Annotated in this window: 12 protein-coding genes and 3 pseudogenes; 9 read left to right on the forward strand and 6 right to left on the reverse strand. The window is 68.8% G+C overall.

Going from position 1 to position 18,128, the window contains the following annotated elements; genetic code table 11:
* Window positions 1–124: 124 nt before the first annotated feature.
* Window positions 125–823 carry a TetR family transcriptional regulator gene (locus ACFZDJ_RS51770; protein ID WP_390933453.1) on the forward strand — a complete coding sequence of 233 codons (699 nt, stop codon included), beginning with the start codon at window positions 125–127 and terminating at the stop codon, window positions 821–823.
* Between the two features lie 17 nt (window positions 824–840).
* Here the strand turns inward: ACFZDJ_RS51770 and ACFZDJ_RS51775 are convergent, their stop codons facing one another.
* Window positions 841–1,710, reverse strand: coding sequence for a helix-turn-helix domain-containing protein (locus tag ACFZDJ_RS51775; RefSeq protein WP_391070029.1), 870 nt, complete (start codon window positions 1,708–1,710; stop codon window positions 841–843).
* A gap of 562 nt (window positions 1,711–2,272) precedes the next feature.
* A complete protein-coding gene (locus tag ACFZDJ_RS51780) occupies window positions 2,273–3,481 on the reverse strand; it encodes an IS110 family transposase (RefSeq protein ID WP_391070031.1) in 1,209 nt (402 codons plus the stop codon).
* A 409-nt stretch (window positions 3,482–3,890) separates the two neighbouring features.
* On the opposite strand from ACFZDJ_RS51780, the gene ACFZDJ_RS51785 reads away from it, so the two are divergent.
* The 6 genes and pseudogenes from ACFZDJ_RS51785 (at window position 3,891) to ACFZDJ_RS51810 (ending at window position 10,052) form a co-directional block, all read left to right on the forward strand.
* Window positions 3,891–4,907: a zinc-binding dehydrogenase gene (locus ACFZDJ_RS51785; RefSeq protein WP_391070033.1), complete on the forward strand. Its 1,017-nt coding sequence runs from the start codon at window positions 3,891–3,893 to the stop codon at window positions 4,905–4,907.
* A 140-nt stretch (window positions 4,908–5,047) separates the two neighbouring features.
* On the forward strand, window positions 5,048–5,593 hold the full coding sequence (locus ACFZDJ_RS51790) for a cyclophilin-like fold protein (RefSeq protein ID WP_391070035.1): 546 nt from the start codon (window positions 5,048–5,050) through the stop codon (window positions 5,591–5,593).
* Between the two features lie 58 nt (window positions 5,594–5,651).
* Window positions 5,652–6,908 (forward strand): MFS transporter, encoded by a 1,257-nt coding sequence (locus tag ACFZDJ_RS51795; protein WP_391070037.1) that lies wholly within the window; start codon window positions 5,652–5,654, stop codon window positions 6,906–6,908.
* 165 nt (window positions 6,909–7,073) lie between these two features.
* Window positions 7,074–8,126, forward strand: a complete 1,053-nt coding sequence (locus ACFZDJ_RS51800) for a hypothetical protein (protein ID WP_391070039.1) — start codon at window positions 7,074–7,076, stop codon at window positions 8,124–8,126.
* Window positions 8,009–9,067 (forward strand): annotated as a pseudogene (locus tag ACFZDJ_RS51805) (serine/threonine-protein kinase); the annotation flags it as partial. The gene ACFZDJ_RS51800 and the pseudogene ACFZDJ_RS51805, both read left to right, overlap by 118 nt.
* Window positions 9,068–9,716: 649 nt before the next feature.
* Window positions 9,717–10,052 (forward strand): PQQ-binding-like beta-propeller repeat protein, encoded by a 336-nt coding sequence (locus ACFZDJ_RS51810; protein WP_391070053.1) that lies wholly within the window; start codon window positions 9,717–9,719, stop codon window positions 10,050–10,052.
* A gap of 324 nt (window positions 10,053–10,376) precedes the next feature.
* Here ACFZDJ_RS51810 and ACFZDJ_RS51815 read toward each other — a convergent pair.
* Window positions 10,377–10,481, reverse strand: a pseudogene (locus ACFZDJ_RS51815) (phosphotyrosine protein phosphatase); the annotation flags it as partial.
* Between the two features lie 48 nt (window positions 10,482–10,529).
* Between ACFZDJ_RS51815 and ACFZDJ_RS51820 the strand changes: the two are divergent.
* Entirely contained in the window at window positions 10,530–10,808 is a 279-nt protein-coding gene (locus ACFZDJ_RS51820) for a hypothetical protein (protein WP_391070041.1), read from the forward strand.
* A 207-nt stretch (window positions 10,809–11,015) separates the two neighbouring features.
* Here ACFZDJ_RS51820 and ACFZDJ_RS51825 read toward each other — a convergent pair whose 3' ends face one another.
* The 3 genes from ACFZDJ_RS51825 to ACFZDJ_RS51835 all read right to left on the reverse strand — a co-directional run bounded on the left by ACFZDJ_RS51825 (window position 11,016) and on the right by ACFZDJ_RS51835 (window position 16,639).
* Window positions 11,016–13,925: an AAA family ATPase gene (locus ACFZDJ_RS51825; RefSeq protein WP_391070043.1), complete on the reverse strand. Its 2,910-nt coding sequence runs from the start codon at window positions 13,923–13,925 to the stop codon at window positions 11,016–11,018.
* A gap of 250 nt (window positions 13,926–14,175) precedes the next feature.
* Entirely contained in the window at window positions 14,176–15,126 is a 951-nt protein-coding gene (locus ACFZDJ_RS51830) for a (-)-alpha-amorphene synthase (RefSeq protein WP_391070045.1), read from the reverse strand.
* 37 nt (window positions 15,127–15,163) lie between these two features.
* Complete coding sequence (locus ACFZDJ_RS51835) at window positions 15,164–16,639, reverse strand: cytochrome P450 (protein ID WP_391070048.1); 1,476 nt, start codon at window positions 16,637–16,639, stop codon at window positions 15,164–15,166.
* 604 nt (window positions 16,640–17,243) lie between these two features.
* Here ACFZDJ_RS51835 and ACFZDJ_RS51840 point away from each other — a divergent pair.
* Window positions 17,244–17,549: pseudogene (locus tag ACFZDJ_RS51840) on the forward strand (transposase); the annotation flags it as partial.
* Window positions 17,550–18,128: the final 579 nt, after the last annotated feature.

Genomic DNA, 18,128 nt, shown 5'->3' on the forward strand with positions numbered 1-18,128 from the left:
CGCCGAAGAGATGATGGATTCGGAAAGGGCTATCCGTTTCGAGATCCGGATAGCCCTTTCCGGTTCACTGCAATCACCGTAGCACATGAAATGGATAGACCTTTCCGATTGCTAGACTGCCCCCATGAACCCCGGCGACCAGCACTCCGACGCCCCCGCAGCCCAGCCTGTGCGCAGTGACGTCGAGCGCAACCGGGGGCGGATCCTCGCTGCCGCGCGCACCGTGTTCGGACGCGACGGACTGGGCGCCTCCATGGCCTCCGTGGCCCGCGAGACAGGCGTCGGTATCGCCACCGTCTTCCGTCACTTCCCCACGAAGGAGGCGCTGGTCGCAGCCGTCTTCTCCGACCGCATGGACGCCTACGCCGACGCGGTCGCCACCGCCCTCGAAGACCCCGACCCCTGGCACGGTTTCACCGGCTACATCGAGGCCGCCTGCGCGATGCAGGCCGCCGACAACGGCTTCGCCGACGTCCTGACCATGACCTTCCCCACCGCCAAGGCCATGGAGAAGCGCCGGAACGAGGCGTACGAGGGCATGGTGCGGCTCATCGGCCGCGCCAAGGCCACGGGCCGGCTGCGCGAGGACTTCGACCCCTCGGATCTGGTACTGCTGCACATGGCCAACCTCGGCGTCGTCAACGCCTGCGGCGACGCCGCTCCCGACGCCTGGCGACGTGTCGTCGCCCTGATGATCCAGTCCTTCGAGGCCCCGGCCCGGGCCCCCCTTCCCGCCTCGCCCGAGCACGAAGCCCTCTACAGGGCCATGCTCCGCGCCGTCCCGGCGGGCGACACCGCACGGAAGCCGGAGCAGAACAGCTGACCTCCTGAGCCCCTCCGTCAGCTGATGGAGGGCGATGCCGGCAGGTTCTGGTCGGCGGCCCAGGAGGCGAGGATGCGCAGCCGGTCATAGGTGACGGAGCCGGGCGCGGCGGTCCAGACTGTCAGGTTCTGGTCGGGGTCGGTGTTGGCGGTGAGGGTGTCCCAGTCCAGGACCAGCTCGCCGACCACCGGATGGTTGAGGGTCTTCGTGCCCACGGTGCGGCCGGCGACGCGATGATCGCTCCACCACTGGGCGAACTGCTCGTCCCGCATGGACAGTTCACCGACCAGCTCGATCAGCCGGGGATCTTCGGGATACTTCGCGGCTTCCATCCGCAGCTGCGCCACGGAGATCTGCGCGGACGTCTCCCAGTCGGCGTACAGGGTCCGCATGGCCGGATCCGTGAACTGGATCCGGGGATAGTTGCGGTGCCTTTCCGAGACCCGGGAGAAATCGGTGACCAGCGCGGCGGCCAGCGCGTTCCAGGCGAGGATGTCCCCGCGCCGTCCCTGCACGATGGCCGGGGTCGCGGTGAGGTCGTCCAGGACCCGCTGCAGCTGAGCCTGGACCTTCTGCCGACCTCGGCGCCGGGTGCGGCCGGTGGTCTTGCCCGCCAGTTGGAAGAGGTAGCCCCGCTCGTCGTCGTCCAGGTGGAGCACCCGGGCCAGGACGCCCAGCACGGGCGCGGACGCCTGCATACGGCCCTGCTCAAGGCGTGTGTAGTAGTCAGTGCTGATGTTGGCGAGCTGGGCGACCTCCTCACGGCGCAGCCCGGCCACCCGGCGGGGCCTGCCGGTCTCGGGCAGCCCGACCGTGCGCGGGCTCAGCTCCGAACGGCGCTTCTTGAGGAATTCTCCCAGCTCGTTGAGGGGGACATTGCTGGTCATGCTGCCCAGGATGACACCGATCGCAGGAGAGGAAGGTGCCTCTATGTTCTTCGTCAAGCGTGTGGGCAGCTTCGGTCTGGAATTCGATCTTCTTCGTGGGGCATGAGACTGTCTGGTCGTGCCAGAGATGATGAGTGAGTTGGAGGCGGCCTTGGCTGAGGCGTCGTCTGCTTCGTGGACGCATCGTGTTCGTGCCGGGCGTGACCTTGCTTCCTTCGCTGGTGTTCCTGAGGCTGCGGAAGCGCTGGTGGGGCTGCTGCTGGACGTCGAGGACACGGCGGTGACTCGGCGGACGGCAGAGGCCCTGGTCCGGGTGGGGACGGTATCCGCCATAAGACTCATCGCTCTCGCGGTTGCCGAGGCAGATGACAACCAGGCCAACTGGCTGCAGACCGGGGTATATGACGCGCTCGTGGGACCGGGTGGTGCGCCGGGCGTCGGAGCGGTCTGCGGGCAGCTCGCCCGGGATCCGGAAGAAGCTGTCCGTCGGGGTGCCGCAGATATCTCAGCGTGGGCAGACGAGACAAGGTGTTGACGCGAGTCGACCTGCTTGTGGGTGGGTTCATGCAGCCGTCGCCTGGGGGAGGCGGGGTTCGTAGAAGGTGCCATCGCGGAGCATGGCGAACAGGACGCTGATGCGGTGGCGGGCGAGGCGGAGGAGGGCCTGGGTGTGGGTCTTCCCTCGGGCCCGGCATTTGTCGTAGTAGGTGCGGGAGGCGGGGTCGTGCAGGGCGGCGAAGGCCGAGAGGAACATGGCCCGTTTGAGCTGGCGGTTTCCGCTGCGGGGTGCGTGTTCGCCGTGGATCGAGGTCCCGGACGACTTGGTGGCCGGGGCGAGGCCGGCGTAGGAGGCGAGGTGGGCGGCGGTGGGGAAGCTGGTGCCGTCGCCGACGGTGACCAGCAGCACTGCGGCGGTCCTGACCGCGACCCCCGGCATCGAGGTCAGGACCTGGGGAAGAGGGTGGTCCTCCAGCAGGGCTTTGATCTGGGCTTCCAGGGCCCGGCGCTGTTCGTGGACGGCCGCGAGCGAGCGGGCCAGGGAGGGGATCACGACGTCGAGAGTGCCGGTCCCCGGGACCACGACGGTCTGCTCGTCGAGGGCGTCGAAGATGTCGTCGATCAGCCGGGCGGCCATGCGTGGGGCCTTGGGCCGGATGACCTCGACGAGTCTGCGGCGGCCGGCCTTGCGCAGTGCGGCCGGGGAGCCGTGGCGTTCCAGCAGCCAGGCCACCGCAGGGTGGTCCAGGCGGGGGCCGAGGACGCGCTCCAGGCTGGGGTGGAACTGGGTGAGCAGGCCGCGTCTCCGGTTGGAGGTGCGGGTGGCCTCGGCCGCGAGGTCCTGGTCGAACCCGACAAGGACGGTCAGTTCGGCGGTGATCTCGTCGGTCAGTTCCAGCGAGCGCAGGGTGTGCGGCATGGTGCGGGCTGCGTCCGCGATCACCGCGGCGTCCTTCGCATCGGTCTTCGCCTCGCCCGGATACAGGTCGGCGATCCGGCGCATCGCCAGTCCGGGCAGGTAGGCGACCTTGCAGCCGGCGTCCCGGGCCACGGTCAGCGGCAGAGCACCGATGGAGGCGGGCTGGTCCACGATGACCAGGACGGTGCCGAACTTCGCGGTCAGTTTGTCGAAGACGGCCCGCAGCTTCGGTTCGCTGTTGGGCAACTGCTTATCGAGGACCTTCTTCCCGGCCGGGGTGAGTCCGTGGCCGTGATGAGCGGTCTTGCCGACGTCCAGGCCGAGGAACACGCCCACGTCTTCCGTGTCGAACATCGCGCCCTTCCGGGGGAGTTGAACGTGCCAGCCTTGGCAGTGGTGTCGTACGCGCGCATCCACGTTATGCAGACCTGCCGCCCGCGAGCTGTCCGGCATTGCGCCGGACCGGGCGGTGGCCGGACCTCTCATCAGCGTCTCCGACGGCACCTCCCGGGCCCGGTGACACCACCCCCCAGGTCATCCGTTCGACAGGGGGACACAGTCATGCCGGGCCCGGAGGCCAGCGGCCCTCTTGCAGGACCGCGAAGAAGATAACGGGGGAGAGTTTCAACCCAGGATGCTTCCCTCCCCGGATGGTTTTCTCCGCTTTTGGCGGATGGCCCAGCGTGTGAGGCTCGATATCGAGCCGCTGTTCACGCCCCCTGGCTGCGGCACCTGAACCCCTTGCAGTGAAGGAAACAGCATCATGCGCGGAGCAGTCATCCACGCCCCTGGCGACGTGCGCTTCGAGACTCTGGACGACCCGAAGATCAACCGACCCACCGACGCGATCATCCGCACGGTCGCCACCTGTGTGTGCGGCTCGGACCTGTGGCCCTACCGCGGCGCGGAACCCATCGGCGACCCGCACCCGATGGGCCACGAGTACGTCGGCATCGTCGAGGAGGTCGGCAGCGAGGTCGGCAACGTCAAGCCGGGCCAGTTCGTGGTCGGCTCCTTCGCCACCTCGGACAACACCTGCGCCAACTGCCAAAACGGCTGGCAGTCCAGCTGCCTGCACCGGGAGTTCATGACCACCTGCCAGGCCGACTACGTGCGCATCCCCAACGCCCACGGCACCCTTGTCGCCACCGACGAGCACCCGTCCGGCGAGGTGGTGCCCGGCCTGCTCGCCGTCTCCGACGTGATGGGCACCGGCTGGTACGCCGCCCTCGCCGCCGAGGTCAAGCCCGGCTCGACCGCCGTCGTGGTCGGTGACGGAGCGGTCGGCCTGTGCGGTGTCATCGCCGCGAAGGAACTCGGCGCCGAGCGGATCATCGCCATGAGCCGCCACGAGTCCCGCCAGAAGCTCGCCCTCGAGTTCGGCGCGACCGACATCGTCAGCGAACGCGGCGACGAAGGCATCGCCCGCATCAAGGACCTCACCGGCGGCATCGGCGCCGACTCGGTGCTGGAGTGCGTCGGCACCACCGAGTCCATGCGGCAGGCCCTGCACTCGGCCCGCCCGGGCGGCAACGTCGGCTTCGTCGGCGTCCCGCACGAGGTGGCCGTCGACGGCCAGGAACTGTTCTTCTCCCAGGTCGGCCTGCGCGGCGGCCCCGCCCCCGTCCGCCGCTACCTGCCCGAACTGATCGACCTGGTCCTGTCCGGCCGCATCAACCCGGGCAAGGTCTTCGACCTCACCCTCCCCCTGGACCAGGTCGCCGAGGGCTACCGGGCGATGGACGAGCGCCGCGCCATCAAGACCCTGCTCAAGCCCTGACCGTCGCCCCGCCGCCGGGCCGCACGCCACGTGTGCGGCCCGGGCCCGGACGACGCCTGAGTCCCGACGACACCGTTGCCTCCCCGCGGTGCTCCGTCGGCCGACCGTGACCCGGCCCGACCGAACCCCTGGACGGCCCTGTGACCTCCCTGGCCCGTGCCATCCCGGCCGCCCTGCTGCTGGCCATGACCGCCTGCACCGAGGACACGCCATCGTCGTCGTCCTCCACGTCAGCGTCCCCGGCGTCCTCGTCACAGGGAGCGGCGTCGCCCCCCGTACCCACCCCGACGCAGGGCAGGACCACCGCCATGGACATCCGCCTCACCATGGACGGCCACCGGGTCGACGCCACGTTGAACGACAGCGCCACCGCCCGCGACTTCGCCGCCCTGCTCCCGCTCACCCTGCACCTGAGCGACTTCCACCGGACGGAGCGGATCGCCGGCCTGCCTCGCCGACTGACCACCGCCGACGCACTGACCACCGCCGACGCACTGGCCGCCACCGCGGCCAAGGCCGGTGACCTGGCCTATTACGCCCCGTGGGGCAACCTGGCCCTCTACTACCGCGACGGCGGCCCCGACCCGGACACCGGCCTGGTCCTCCTCGGCCGCATGGCCGACGGCGACATCAAGCATCTCGCCACCGCCACCGCCACGAAGGTCACCATCGAAGCCGCCTCCTGAACCGGCCGCCACCCACACCCTGACCTGCCCTTCCGCCCCTCGAAGAGAGAACACACACATGCCTTCCGCGTCCGGGACAACCCCCGGCAAGCTCCCCCTCGTCGTCTGGGTGCTCGCCGCCGGCACGTTCCTGATGGGGACCACCGAGTTCGTCGTCGCCGGCCTGCTGCCGGAACTGTCCGGTGACCTCGGCGTCAGCGTCTCCCACGCCGGGCTGCTGATCACCGCCTTCGCCATCGGCATGATCGTCGGCTCGCCGACCATGGCCCTGGCCACCCTGCGGCTGCCCCAGCGCCGGACCCTGATCCTGGCCCTCACGGTCTTCGCCATCGGCCACGTGGTCGCGGCCCTCAGTACGTCCTTCTCAATCGTCCTCATCGCCCGTGTCGTCACCGCCCTGGCCACCGGAGCGTTCTGGTCCGTCGGCGGTGTGGTCGCCACCACCGCCGCCGGGCCGCAGAACGCGACCCGCGCCATCGGCGTCATGATCGGCGGCCTGACCCTCGCCAACGTCATCGGCGTACCGGTCGGCTCCCTGGTCGGACAGCTCACCGGCTGGCGCGGCCCGTTCTGGGCGCTGGCCGTCCTCTCCGGGCTCGCCGCCGTGTGCATCGGCCGCTTCATCCCCGCGACCGAGCAGCGCGCCGAGGTGTCGGTCCGGGCCGAGGTCCGCGCCCTGCGTCAGGGCAGGCTGTGGCTGGCGCTCGCCGCCGCGATGCTGATCATGGGCGGTGTCCTGGCGGCGTACAGCTACATCACCCCACTGCTGACCGAACGCGCCGGCATCCCCGAGAGCCTCGTACCGCTCGCCCTGATCGCCTTCGGGGCCGGTGCCTTGGGCGGCACGACCATCGGAGGCCGGCTGGGCGACCGCCGCCCGATGGCCACCACTCTCACCGCCACCACGTCCACCACTCTGTTCCTGCTCCTGCTGATCCCGCTGTCCGCCAACCCCGTCACGGCCGTCGCCCTCGTCTTTCTGATGGCCCTGGCCGGATTCACGGTCAACCCGGTCGTCACCGCGCTCGCCATGCGCTTCGCGGGCGACGCGCCCACCCTCACCTCCGCGCTGACCACCTCCGCCTTCAACGTCGGCATCGCCGCCGGATCGGCCATCGCGGGTACGGCCCTGGAGTCCTCCCTCGGCGTGACCGGACCGCCTCTGGTCGGCGCCGTCATCGCCGCCCTCACTCTGCTGCCCCTGGTCGCCCTCGCCGTCCGCGGTACCTCCAGCACGTCGCGGATCGTGGCCCAGCGCACCGTCGCCGACACCGCGCGATGTGACGAACCCGCGCAGGTGCCAACGCACCGCTGATCACCGTCCGCACCACCCGAGGGGAGATCCACCGAGGTTCGGCTCGCCTGCACAAGCCGCCCCCTGCATCGGAACGTCATCTGTGCCGCGGGTCCATGACCTGCGGCTCAACGGCGCGCGCAAGTCTCTCCAAGCCTTCGCCTACCGTCCTTGGAGAGGTTCTGAATGGGCAGACGTGCGCTCGTACGAGGCGCCACCGCCGCGACCGTTTCCTTCACAGTAGCTCTCGGCCTCGGCTCGCTGACCGTCGTCAGCGCGCACGGTGAAACGGTCACCGGAGAGGTGGTCGTACCGGCCGCCACGGCCATGGTTCCCCGGACGGGCCTGCTGAGCGCAGGGCCCTCGGGGTTCCTCCGGTACGAGGAGGGGCCGGGCCAGCTCTGGACGACGTACGACGGTGTCGACACGGTCGTCGACGCGTCGGGCACGGACGTGTACGGCGTCACGAGTGCCGGCGCCGGCTCGGACGTCGTCGCCCGCTACGACACCTCCGCCAGGACCGTGACGCTGCGGAACATGACGTCCGGCCAGGTCAGTACCGTCGAGCTTCCCGACGGGTACGCGTACTTCAGCACGCTCGGGTCGACGGTCGTCACGACCGCGGGAACCCCCGGCACCGACAGCACGTGGCATCTGCTGAACGCCCGGGCCGACGGCTCCGTCGCCGACCGCACGGTGCAAGGCGTCCCCTCCGGCGTCTATCTGCAGTCCGCCGCCGGGCTGGGCGACGCGCACGGGCAGGTCGTGCAGTACCGCAAGGGCGACGACATGGTCACCGGGTGGCTCGACGTCGAGCAGGGGCGCTTCACCGCCCTGCCGTACACCGTGCGGTCCTGGAACCACCTGGTCGCGCTCAGCCCCCCCCACCTGGTGTGGTACTACGACGGCACCCTGCACGTCGCCTCCCGCCAGGACCCGGCCCCCGCCGTGCGGACCGTGGCGGTCGGCGACATCGCGCAGGTACTGGGCCTGGTCGGCGACACCATCATCGTGTCCCGGTACGACTCCTCCCTGGGCCGCAACGACACCAGCCGCGCGGTCTCGCGGGTCGAGGCCGTCCTCTCGGTCGGCTCGGGGCGGGCGGCATGGGAGTCGTCTATCTGGGAGTCTCCACCTCGGGACGGCAGGTTGCGGTCAAGCTCGTGCGCGGGCCGTACGCCCAGGAGGAGGAGTTCCGGACGCGCTTCCGGCAGGAGATCGAGGCAGCGCGCAGAGTGAGCGGCGCCTTCACCGCGCCTGTCGTGGACGCCGACCCGGACGCCGACCGGCCGTGGATGGCGACGCTCTACGTGCCGGGGCTCAACCTTGCCGAAGTCGTGGAGAGAGACGGCCCGTTGAGCCGGCGGGAACTGCGCGCGCTGGGGCTGGGGCTCACCGAGGCGCTGCGCGACATCCAGCGGGCGGGCCTGGTGCACCGGGACCTCAAACCGCGCAACGTCCTGATGACCGAGGACGGACCGCGCGTCATCGACTTCGGCATATCGCGCGCTTCTGACCACCAGAGCCTCACCACGACCGGGCGGATGATCGGCACTCCGCCCTTCATGTCGCCGGAACAACTGGCCTCTCCCCGGGACGTCACCCCGGCCTCGGACGTGTTCTCGCTGGGGTCACTGCTGGTGTTCGCGGCCGTCGGCACAGGGCCGTTCGACGCCGACAGCCCGTATATAACCGGCTATCAGGTGGTGTTCGGGACCCCGGACCTCGGCGGCGTGCCCGAAGCGCTCCTGGGCATTGTCGAGCGCTGCCTGGACAAGGACCCGGCCGCACGGCCGGAACTGACGGACATACACCGCATGCTCCAGGCGCTGCCGGAATCCGACGCCACCGGGTCCCCGAAGACCGGGCAGTCCGCGAAACCCCGGCGCCTCCCCACTTCTCGGAGCGCGGCCACCAGCTCCGCGGGCGCCGCGACCGGCATCGGTACCGGCAAGCGACGCCGAGCCCGGATGCTGCTCACCGGCCTCGGTGCGGTGCTGGCCGTCACGGGGCTGTGTATCGGGGTGGGTGTCTTCGTGTCCGATTCGGACACCGCCACCGCCACCGCCCATGCCGCGTCACTGCCCGACGGCTGGCGGCCGTGGCAGACGAAGCTGCGGTACGACGTGAAGGGTGTCCCTCTCGACTACGACAGCCCTGGATGCGTGGTGGAGGGAAGCGCCCTGTTCTGTGGCGGTACGGGTTTCACGGCCGCCAGGATCGACGGGGCCTCCGGCCGCACCCTGTGGCGGACCGGCACCCGCCCTCAGGGGGCGCAGCCGATCGGCGTTCGCGACGGGCTGGTCGACATGTACGAGGAACCGGACGACAAGACCAGGCGCATGGTGGCCCTCGACGCCGGTACCGGGCACCGGCGGTGGCAACGCGACATCAACCCGTCCGAGGAGGCGGTCCTGTACGACGGCGGACTGCTGACCCTGTCTCCTGACTACTCGTCGTTCGTGGCTTACGGGCCTTCCGGCAAGGAACTGTGGCGGGCGCCCTCGCTGGACGAGTACTGCACTCCGTCGGCGCTGGGAGGCGTCCCCTGCGCCCTGTGCTCGAAGGGCAACGAGCCCGGCCAGGCCCCGGTCGAGCTGATGAAGCTCGGACCCGGCAGCCTGACCGAAACGGCCACACTGCCCAAGAAGGCGGAAGCGCTCGGTTCTGTCGGCGGGGCAACCCCTGTTCCTCGCCCCTCAGACCGCGAAGGACGTGTACGAAACCGGGTACGAACGGCCGTACAACGCGCTGCTGCGGGTGGCCTCGGAAACCGGGCAGGTCAGACGGATACCGCTGGCACATCCGCTGACCGGCGCGGCCGCCCTTGTGGACGGCGTCGTCTGCTTCGTCCGGTCCGACGGGTCGGTCACCGCGGTGTCGGCGGACAGCGGCAAACAACTCTGGCAGAAGAGGACGGACGTGGAGAGTCTGTCCGCGCCCGCGGTGTCGGCCACGTACAAGCGGGTCTATTTCTCCAACCGCTTCGGCCGTCTGCTGGCACTGGACAGCCGCACCGGAGCGGAGGTTTGGCGCACCTCCGCACTGGACGACCCCGGGGACAAGGTGCAGAGCTACCCGCCGCGAGTGCTGCTCGTCAAGGACGCGATCGTGGCGATGGCCGGCGACACGGCCTTCTCCCGGAGCCCTGACGGGCCCACCTGACCGGCCGAGGCAATCACCACGCACCGTGCGGTTCATCCCTCGGACCGCCTACGCTGCCATCGGGGTGTGCATCTGCAAGCCGATGTGTCGGGGCATCCCGCACCCGCAGGTGTCCCACCGCAGCGAAGCCGTCCGGCCCCCGCGGCGCCCCCATGTGGGTGCGTGCCCAAAGCGTGCCCATAGGACCGGACGACCACGGTAGACAGCGGCGCGAAACCAGCCCTTCGAACTGCACCCCCAGGCGGCGTACCCACAGGTCAGAAGCTATGCCGCCCCAAGTCGAGGCCGGGCGGTCACTTCAGGGGTGCCTGGGCTTCGTGGCTGTCATGCGCGGGGTTCCGCACCGAGGTCGGCCAGCAGGCCCCGCACGCGGCTCTCGATCTCGTCGCGGATCGGGCGTACGGCGTCGCCGCCCTGGCCTGCGGGGTCCGCTCACGCCTTCTCGGCCTGATCAAGGCCTCCACCGCCACGGGAGCCGTGTGCTACCTGCTCGGCTGGCTTCAGGTCTTCTTCGCCTTCCCGTCGCATGCATGTCCCGACTTCCTCGAAAGGCGCCCCACCGTCCACGTCGACCGCTACGAGGACAGCGTTTTCCCACTGCAGGCCACCTGCTACTGGGACAACGGTGAGCAGAAGGAACTCGTGAGCAGCTGGATCAACCCACTCCTGTTCACCTGCGTGGCCGTATTGACCGGCTGCCTGGTGATGCTGGCAGGCCTCACATACCGCCGCTGCCGACAAGGGCACCCGCGTTGAGCGACACCGCTCACATACTCACCGTCAGGACCTTCCACCCCAACCACGAGTTGCGTAGCAAGCAAGCCCTGTCTTCATGCCGCGACCGCAAGGAGATCACCCGACCGAGCCGTCACACTCGAACCCATGCTCACCGCCATCGGTACGACAACGGCTTCCCCCTCAGATCCTGTGTTGTCGCCCGGCCTTGGGTGACGTCGTCGTGCGTTACGGCAAGGGGCGCGGAAAGGTCTTGAGGGCTCTGGCTAGGCCTGCGGCATCGGTGCCGATCTTGCGGTATGCGGAGGAGAGCAGCCGTTTCATGCCTTGTTCGGTGATGCGCAGGTTCTTCGCGGCTACCGCGACCGGGTGGCCCTGGGCCACCATTTCGGCAGCTTTCCGTTCCTGAGCGGTGAGCGTGTCTGTCTGCGCGTAGCGCAGTGGCAGTGGCCGCAGGCCGGCTGCGGTGAGTTCTTCCCTGGCCCGGGTGGCCAGCGCCTCGGCACCGCTGTGGACGGCGCCTTCCAGGCCGCGGTAGAGCTGGTCGGCGGCCTCCTGGAGCTGGCCGTTCCGGCGCAGTGCGGCGCCGTGGCCGACCAGCGCACGGGCCAGCTCGTACGCGGCGGGTGATCGCTCCAGGTATTCGACGGCCGCCGCGTGCAGGTCAAGCCCCTCGGGTCCGCCGGTCACCTCGGCCTCGGTGTGGAGCGCCTGGCCGATGGCGGATGCCGCGCCGAAGTCTCGTGCCCGTTTGACGGCGTCCCGGGCGTGGGAGGCCGCTCGTTCGGGGTGGGTGGGGGCGAGAGCGGAGGCCAGGTTCTGCTGCCAGGGGCACCAGGCGGGGTTGCGCCAGGCGCGTGACTCCAGCCGGTCTCCGACCCGGGACAGCAGGCTCGCCGCCTCCTGGTGTCGTCCCTCCGCCAGGAGCAGTTCGGCGTACACCGTACGGGGGTCCGGGTAGACAACGGCGTTCGGGACGATCTCGCCGTAGTGGTAGGTGTCGGCGAGGCGGCGTGCTTCGTCTGTCCGTCCACGGGCCAGCAGGGTCTGGATGAGGATGCCGATGGCGAACCACTGGGCGGGTACGGCCCCTTCCACCTTGTCGGCGATGTGCAGGCCTTCCCGGGCCATTTCCTCTGCGTCGGTCAGGCAGCCCCGGCGGTAGCGGATGTAGCCGAAGAGAGTGTGGCCCAGAGCGAGGTGGGAGCCGCGCCAGCCTCTCCGCTCGCACTCGGCGATCCCCTTGATGAACAGTTCTTCGGCCAGCCGTGGCTGGTCGCAGTACATGTACACCATGGCGACCGAGACCGGCACCTCGAAGCCCCGGTGTTCGTCGCTCCAGCTGAGTCCGCTTCCAAGAGCCCGCTCGGCGGTGTCGAGGACGGTCTTGCTCGGTTCGCCGCGCACCATGGCGTCCCAGCTCCTCAGCCCCAGGATGTAGCGCTCCTCCAGACTGCGTCCGGTCAGGCGCTCGGCGAGCCGCGCCAGGGTGCGTGAGCGGGCGGGCGAGTCGGGCTCGTCGGTGCGGCAGGCGCTCCATACGAATTGATCGGCCTGCATCCGTAGGCGGATGCGCGGGTTGGTCGCCTGCTGTGCCTCGTTCGCGGCCACGGATGCGGCCTCTGCCATTCGGTCGGTGTGGGCCAGGGCCTGGGTCAGGCGGTAGACGATGGAGGCGCGCAGGTCGGGGTCGACTCCGGGCTCCGCCAATGCCGCGCGGAGATAGCCGACCGTGGCCGCGGGCTCGATCAGAAAAGTCGAGCACCCGAGTTCATAGAGGAGCGCGGCCCGCTCCCGCGCAAGGGGTGGTTCCCGCAGTGCGCGGGTCAGGACGCGCCTGGCGGCTTCCGGCGCCCCGGCCCGAAGGTACTCACGGGCGGCCTGCCGGAGGCATTCGACCGCCTCGTGGTTGTTTTCGCAGGGGACTTCCAGCAGATGGCGGGCGGCGATGGTGGGCTGGAGTCCGGTCGCGCGGATGGCCTCCGCGGCCGTGTTGTGCATACCGACCCGCAGGCTTGAGGGGATGGACCGGTAGACCGCGGTGGCGATGAGCGGGTGCACGAACTGCAGGCCGCCTTGGGGCCCGTAGCCGTCGGCCAGGAAGCGGGCGGCGCGCAGCCTCTCGATCGCCTCGGCGGCCTCCTCGGTGCCGATCACCGCGATGGTGGCGGCGAGTTCGGGGGAGATGGACGTGCCCAGTACGGCGGCGGCCCAGGCGAAGCGAACGGTGGCCGGCCCAAGCCGATGCAGGCGCTCGATCAGTCCGGCGCCCTTGACGGCCGAAGCCAGGCCCCGCATCACGGGCAAGTCGTCCTGCTCACCCTTCACGTGCCGCTCGCCGAGTCTGACAGCGAGTTCGACGGCCTCGAAGGGGCTGCCGCCGGTGACTGTCCAGCATTCATCACAGAACTCGTCCTCAGCGGCCTCACCCAGCTCGTCCCGTACGATCCGCGTCACGGCGGCGGCGGTGAGTGGCGCCAGATTGCAGGGACGGCTCCCGTGGCGTTCGGCGAGCGTGTGGAACGCGGTCGCCTCGGGGGGCAGTTCGTCGGGACGGTAGGCGACAACGATCAGCAGTGGAAGGTTTTCGGCCCGTGTCGCGAAGGCGGCAAGCCAACTCAGGGACTCGACGTCGGCCCAGTGCATGTCGTCCAACAGTAGGACGACAGGCGCTTCCGTCACCGCCAGGCGGGTCATGACCCAATCAAGGCCGTCACGCACCCCGACCGGGTCCGGCACACGGCCGGTGTCCTCTGCCTCGAGACCGAGAGCGGTGGCGACGACGTCGTACCAACTGCCCAGAAAGGCCCGGCGTTCGGTCTCCCCCATCGTCGCCAGAGTCGGCTGCACGAATTGGCGAACCACCCGGAAAGCCAGTTCCTGCTCTTTCTCGCCACCCTTTCCGGAAAGTACCGTGCATCCCAGCGCCATTGCGCGGGCACGCGCTTCCGCCATGAGCGTGGTCTTGCCGAGTCCGGCCGAACCGGCAAGGGCAAGCAGTCCACCACGCCGTGCTCGCACCGCGCCGTCGACGGGATCACAGAGGTCCGACAACGCAGAGTCGAGTGCGCGGAGTTCTCGGTCGCGCTCCAGCAACGTGCGGTGCTTCCCGATCGATTGCAGCAGCCCGTCCGCCATGTCCCTGCTACTTTCCTGTCAGCACACCCCGATAGACAGCGCTGAGAGTACGCTCCCATGGACGCTCAGTAGCTGTACTGGGAAAATGCGAATAGAAAGGGTGAAGCGCCCGCCAAGGCGGTTTTGAGCCCAGCCCTCGGGGTATACCTGTGTTTCTTGGGGAGCCTGGCAGTTCCAGGCAACCAGTTTGCTGGAGCGCCCAGACCTCGTATGCGCACCCTGCGGGCCGACCGCCCCAGACGCTCACTGACTAGACGGCGACCGCTGCCGTGTCCGCGTAGCGCGGCACGGTGCGGGACCAGTAGTAGCAGCCGCGGATCCAGCCGACCATGCCTTCCACATAGCCGACGCCCGCGGGGCTCAACTCCAGCTTGATCTCCCCGTAGAGCTTCTCGAACTCACCGATCGTGCTGTTGATCTGCCGGATGGCCAGCATGACGGCCTCCGGCAGGGAGCAGCGGAACTCGTGCTGGTAGGCGAGGGCCAGATTGATCATTCCGCCTGTCCGTTGCTCCTTCACCGCGGAGTAGAGGTCAGGTATCCATACCGCCGCATCGGCCGACAGCCGTCCCAGGCGCCGCATGACAGGGTGATGGAGCTCGTCGGGGGCGATCTCGCCGTGCTGCGCGGCCTCGCACAGCGGGTAGAAGGGCTGAACGCCGGCGGTAAGAGAACGGATCGAACTGGACGGCCCGATCCGTGCGTGGGCGGAGTCGGTCTGGGCCACCGCTTCGTACAACAGGCCGTGCACGTACTCGCGGCTGTTCCATGCCCATCGCGCGGCTTGTGCGGGTGTACACCGTTCCTGAACCTGCCGGTAGAGATCGGCCAGGGCTGCACCGAGCGCAGTACTGGGCGACTGGTCGTCCCGCAAAATCCCGATGCTCTCGCACAGCATGGGCAGCAGTGAGCTCGGCCGCCGACGACCGAGCTCTTCGGCTCGGTCGTCGAAGACGAACTGGTAGGCGATCTGGTTGGCCACGATCTGCAGGGTGTCGGCGTTCATGGTGGGGCTGTTGTAGGCGGCGAGCACGGCGGGGCGCGTATAGGCGATCATCGCCACCACCGCTGGATCGTCGGCCAGCCCCATCCTGAACAGCCACTCATCGACCCCTGCCGCGGCTGCGGATTCATGGGGGTTACTCAGAAACGGGAAGGGCATGTAGAGGTTGGCCTCGATCAGTTCCTTCAGACTGCCCACAGGAGGAACTCCACTCTGCGATGTCGCCGCGATGCCCTCACGCGTCGCGGACACCTTCGTCACCTGCCGTTCGGGAGTCCTGCCAGGCCTGGCGGACGCCCTGAACCGTTGGTGCGACAGAGCTTTCCGGGGACGGTTCCCCCGCCCGCGTGCGCGGGCGCGGTTCGCAGATCATCGTCAGTGACCTGTGCCCCAGAGTCACTGCGGGGACCGGTTGCCGGGCGCATCCGGGGAGCGAGCGCAGGCGCCATTGACTGGCGATGGCGGCGATGGCGAGTGTGGCCTCCGCCATGGCGAAGGTGTCGCCCATGCATTTACGGTTGCCTGCGGCGAAGGGCAGCATCGCGCCGCTCGGTACGGTCGCCTGTCGCCCCGGCAACCAACGCTCGGGGACGAAGCGGTCGGGGTCTGGGAACGACGCCGGATCGTGGTGGAGAAGGTACGGGCTGTACAGGACGGTGGTGCCCCGGGGCAGACGGCGCCCGGCGAGGTTCGTGTCCGTGGTGGTGATGCGGGTGAAGAGCCAGCCGGGTGGATACATGCGCAGCGTCTCGTCGACGACGCATCGGGTGTACACGAGACGCGGTAAGTCGTCGGGGCGGGGGCGCCGACGACCGGCAAGAACCGCGTCGACTTCGCGGTGTACGCGGCGCTCCACCTCCGGGTGGGCGGCGAGCAGCCTGAACGCGGAGGCCAGGCACAGCGCCGGAGCCTCGACTCCGGTGAGCAGCAACGTGATGAGCTGGTCGTGGACTTCCTGTTCGGTGAGTCTCGTCGATCCTCCACTGCCGCCTCCCGTCGCCAGAAGCGTCCCGAGCAGATCGTTGCGGGGAGCACCCGTTCGGCGTTCTTCGATGGCCGAGTCGATGATCGTGTGAAGTCGGTTCAGCGCACGTCGATAGCGGCGGTTCGCAGGTGTGGGGATCCGGAACAGCACTTCGATCGGCGCGACCATACGGACGAACAGACCGCGGACGATGATGGCGAGGCAGTCCCGCACCTCGGCGGCCGTCGCGGCATCGAGTGAGTCGGACAGCAGCACGCGACTGGTCACCCGCGTCGTCAGTGCCATCAGCGCCCCGCTGACGTCGAACTCCCCGGCCTGCCACTGGCGGCATTCCAGTTCTGCTTCCTCTCCCATCGTCTCCGCGTAATCGGTGATACGGGAAGGACGGAAGCTCGGCTGAACCAGCCTGCGCTGCCGTCGATGCGCCTCCTGATCACACGTGACAAGGCCATCACCCATCAGCAGCCGGAGTTTGTCGTACAGTGGGCCGCCCTTGTCGTAGGTGCGCGGGTCCATGAGTATCTGGTGGACCAGCCCGGGGTGGCAGGCCATCCAGGCGCGTTGGGGACCCAGGCGTACCTCTACCAGATCGCCGTGGGCGGGCAAAGAAGTCAGAAATGCCAACGGCTGGCGGAACAGGGTAATAGCGTGGCCGATAATGGGGAATATGCCGGGTGCAGTACCTGTGGTCCATAACCGCTCCGGCTGAGGCACGACATCGCTCATCGATAACCACCTCGCTCATCTGGCGCACACGAATCGGTGAATGGTTCACCAACTTGGGACTCGACTCAAGTCCTGCCCAATCAGACCGCCGGCGGCTCCCCGAATCCTCTACCTACGGGGGCGCACAGGTGCATGAAGAAGCATGGAGCGGGCCGCTGTTGAGGCACGACGTACCGCTTGCCATTACCTTCTGCCCGTCAAGCCTCTGCGCGTACCTTCCGCCTGCGACGCGCTGCAGGCGTTGGTGACGGACCCCTCAGGGTGCCGATACCGCTTAGGGCCTGCACCCGCTCAGGGCCTGCACCAAGCGCTGCTGCGCCCAGTGGATTTGTCCAGCAGGAAGGGCACCTTGGCGCCGGCCGAGGACTCTGTACCTCGACGGCGAAGTGCCTTCCGGCACGCTGATCAAGATCGGTGAGTAACACACTTCACGCACCCGCCCCGGAGATCAACGCGGCGGACGTCGAGTAGCCGAGCAATGCTCAGGACTTGTGGATCAGCCTCGGGAGCGCGCGAAGGGCGTACCTTCCCAGGTGATTGATCGAGAAGTCACCGAGTAGACCTGCGTTGCAGCGCGGGTCGGGACGGCACGCCCATGCTGAGCGTAGTCACCGCCGAGGGTTCCACCGACTCCGGCTCCCGGCGGGTCGACGACGCCACCGGCGAGCGCAAGCGGTTCTCCTCGAAGATCCTGCCGCCGTGGTGCCGCAAGTCGCCGCAGATCTCCGAGGTGCTGCCGCTGCTCTACCTGCACGGCCTGTTGTCCGGGGACTTCGTCCCCGCGCTGGAGCAGTTCCTCGGCTCGGCGGCCGGGCTGTCGCCGGCCACCGTCACCCGGCTGACGAAGCAGTGGAGCGACGACCACGCCGCCTTCCAGGCCCGTGACCTGTCCGACCGGGACTTCGTCTACGGCCCGCACGCTCGCCGACCTCACCCGTTGCCCGCGAGCCGGTCAACGCTGCCCAGAACCATCAACAACCAGCAGATATACCACCCTTGACGAAACCCACCCCTTCAGGAATGACAATGGCTCGGCGAATAGCCGGGTCCGGGAAGCTTCCACGTACCAGACACTTGCGGCTACGGAAGCATCGTACGTGACGGCACTTGGGCGTGGGTGCGCAGCGGCATCCCTTCTGCGGAACAGCCGGGCTCCAGCTTGAACGGACCCCCGAGTCTTGGGAGTTCGGCTTCTCGCTGGGCTCGCGTGGCGAGGACGACTTGCTTCGCCTCGGGGGCAACGTGCAGCCAGGCACGTCGAGTGCACTGCGTCCACCTGCCTGCCAGGCTTTGCTGAACCGCCCCGGGGCATACCGCCGACTCCATATGAAACGGGGCGTATCGGAATACATGACTGATGGTGAAGGGATCAGAGTGGATGCATGTGCGTCGCGTCGTCAGTGGTTCAGCATGCCGCTGCAGACGTCCTGTGGCTGGGGGTGGTGCATGCGGATGCGGCCCTTACCCGCGCTTTTGGCCTCGTACATGG

The sequence above is a fragment of the Streptomyces sp. NPDC007896 genome (assembly GCF_042959425.1).
GTDB lineage: Bacteria > Actinomycetota > Actinomycetes > Streptomycetales > Streptomycetaceae > Streptomyces.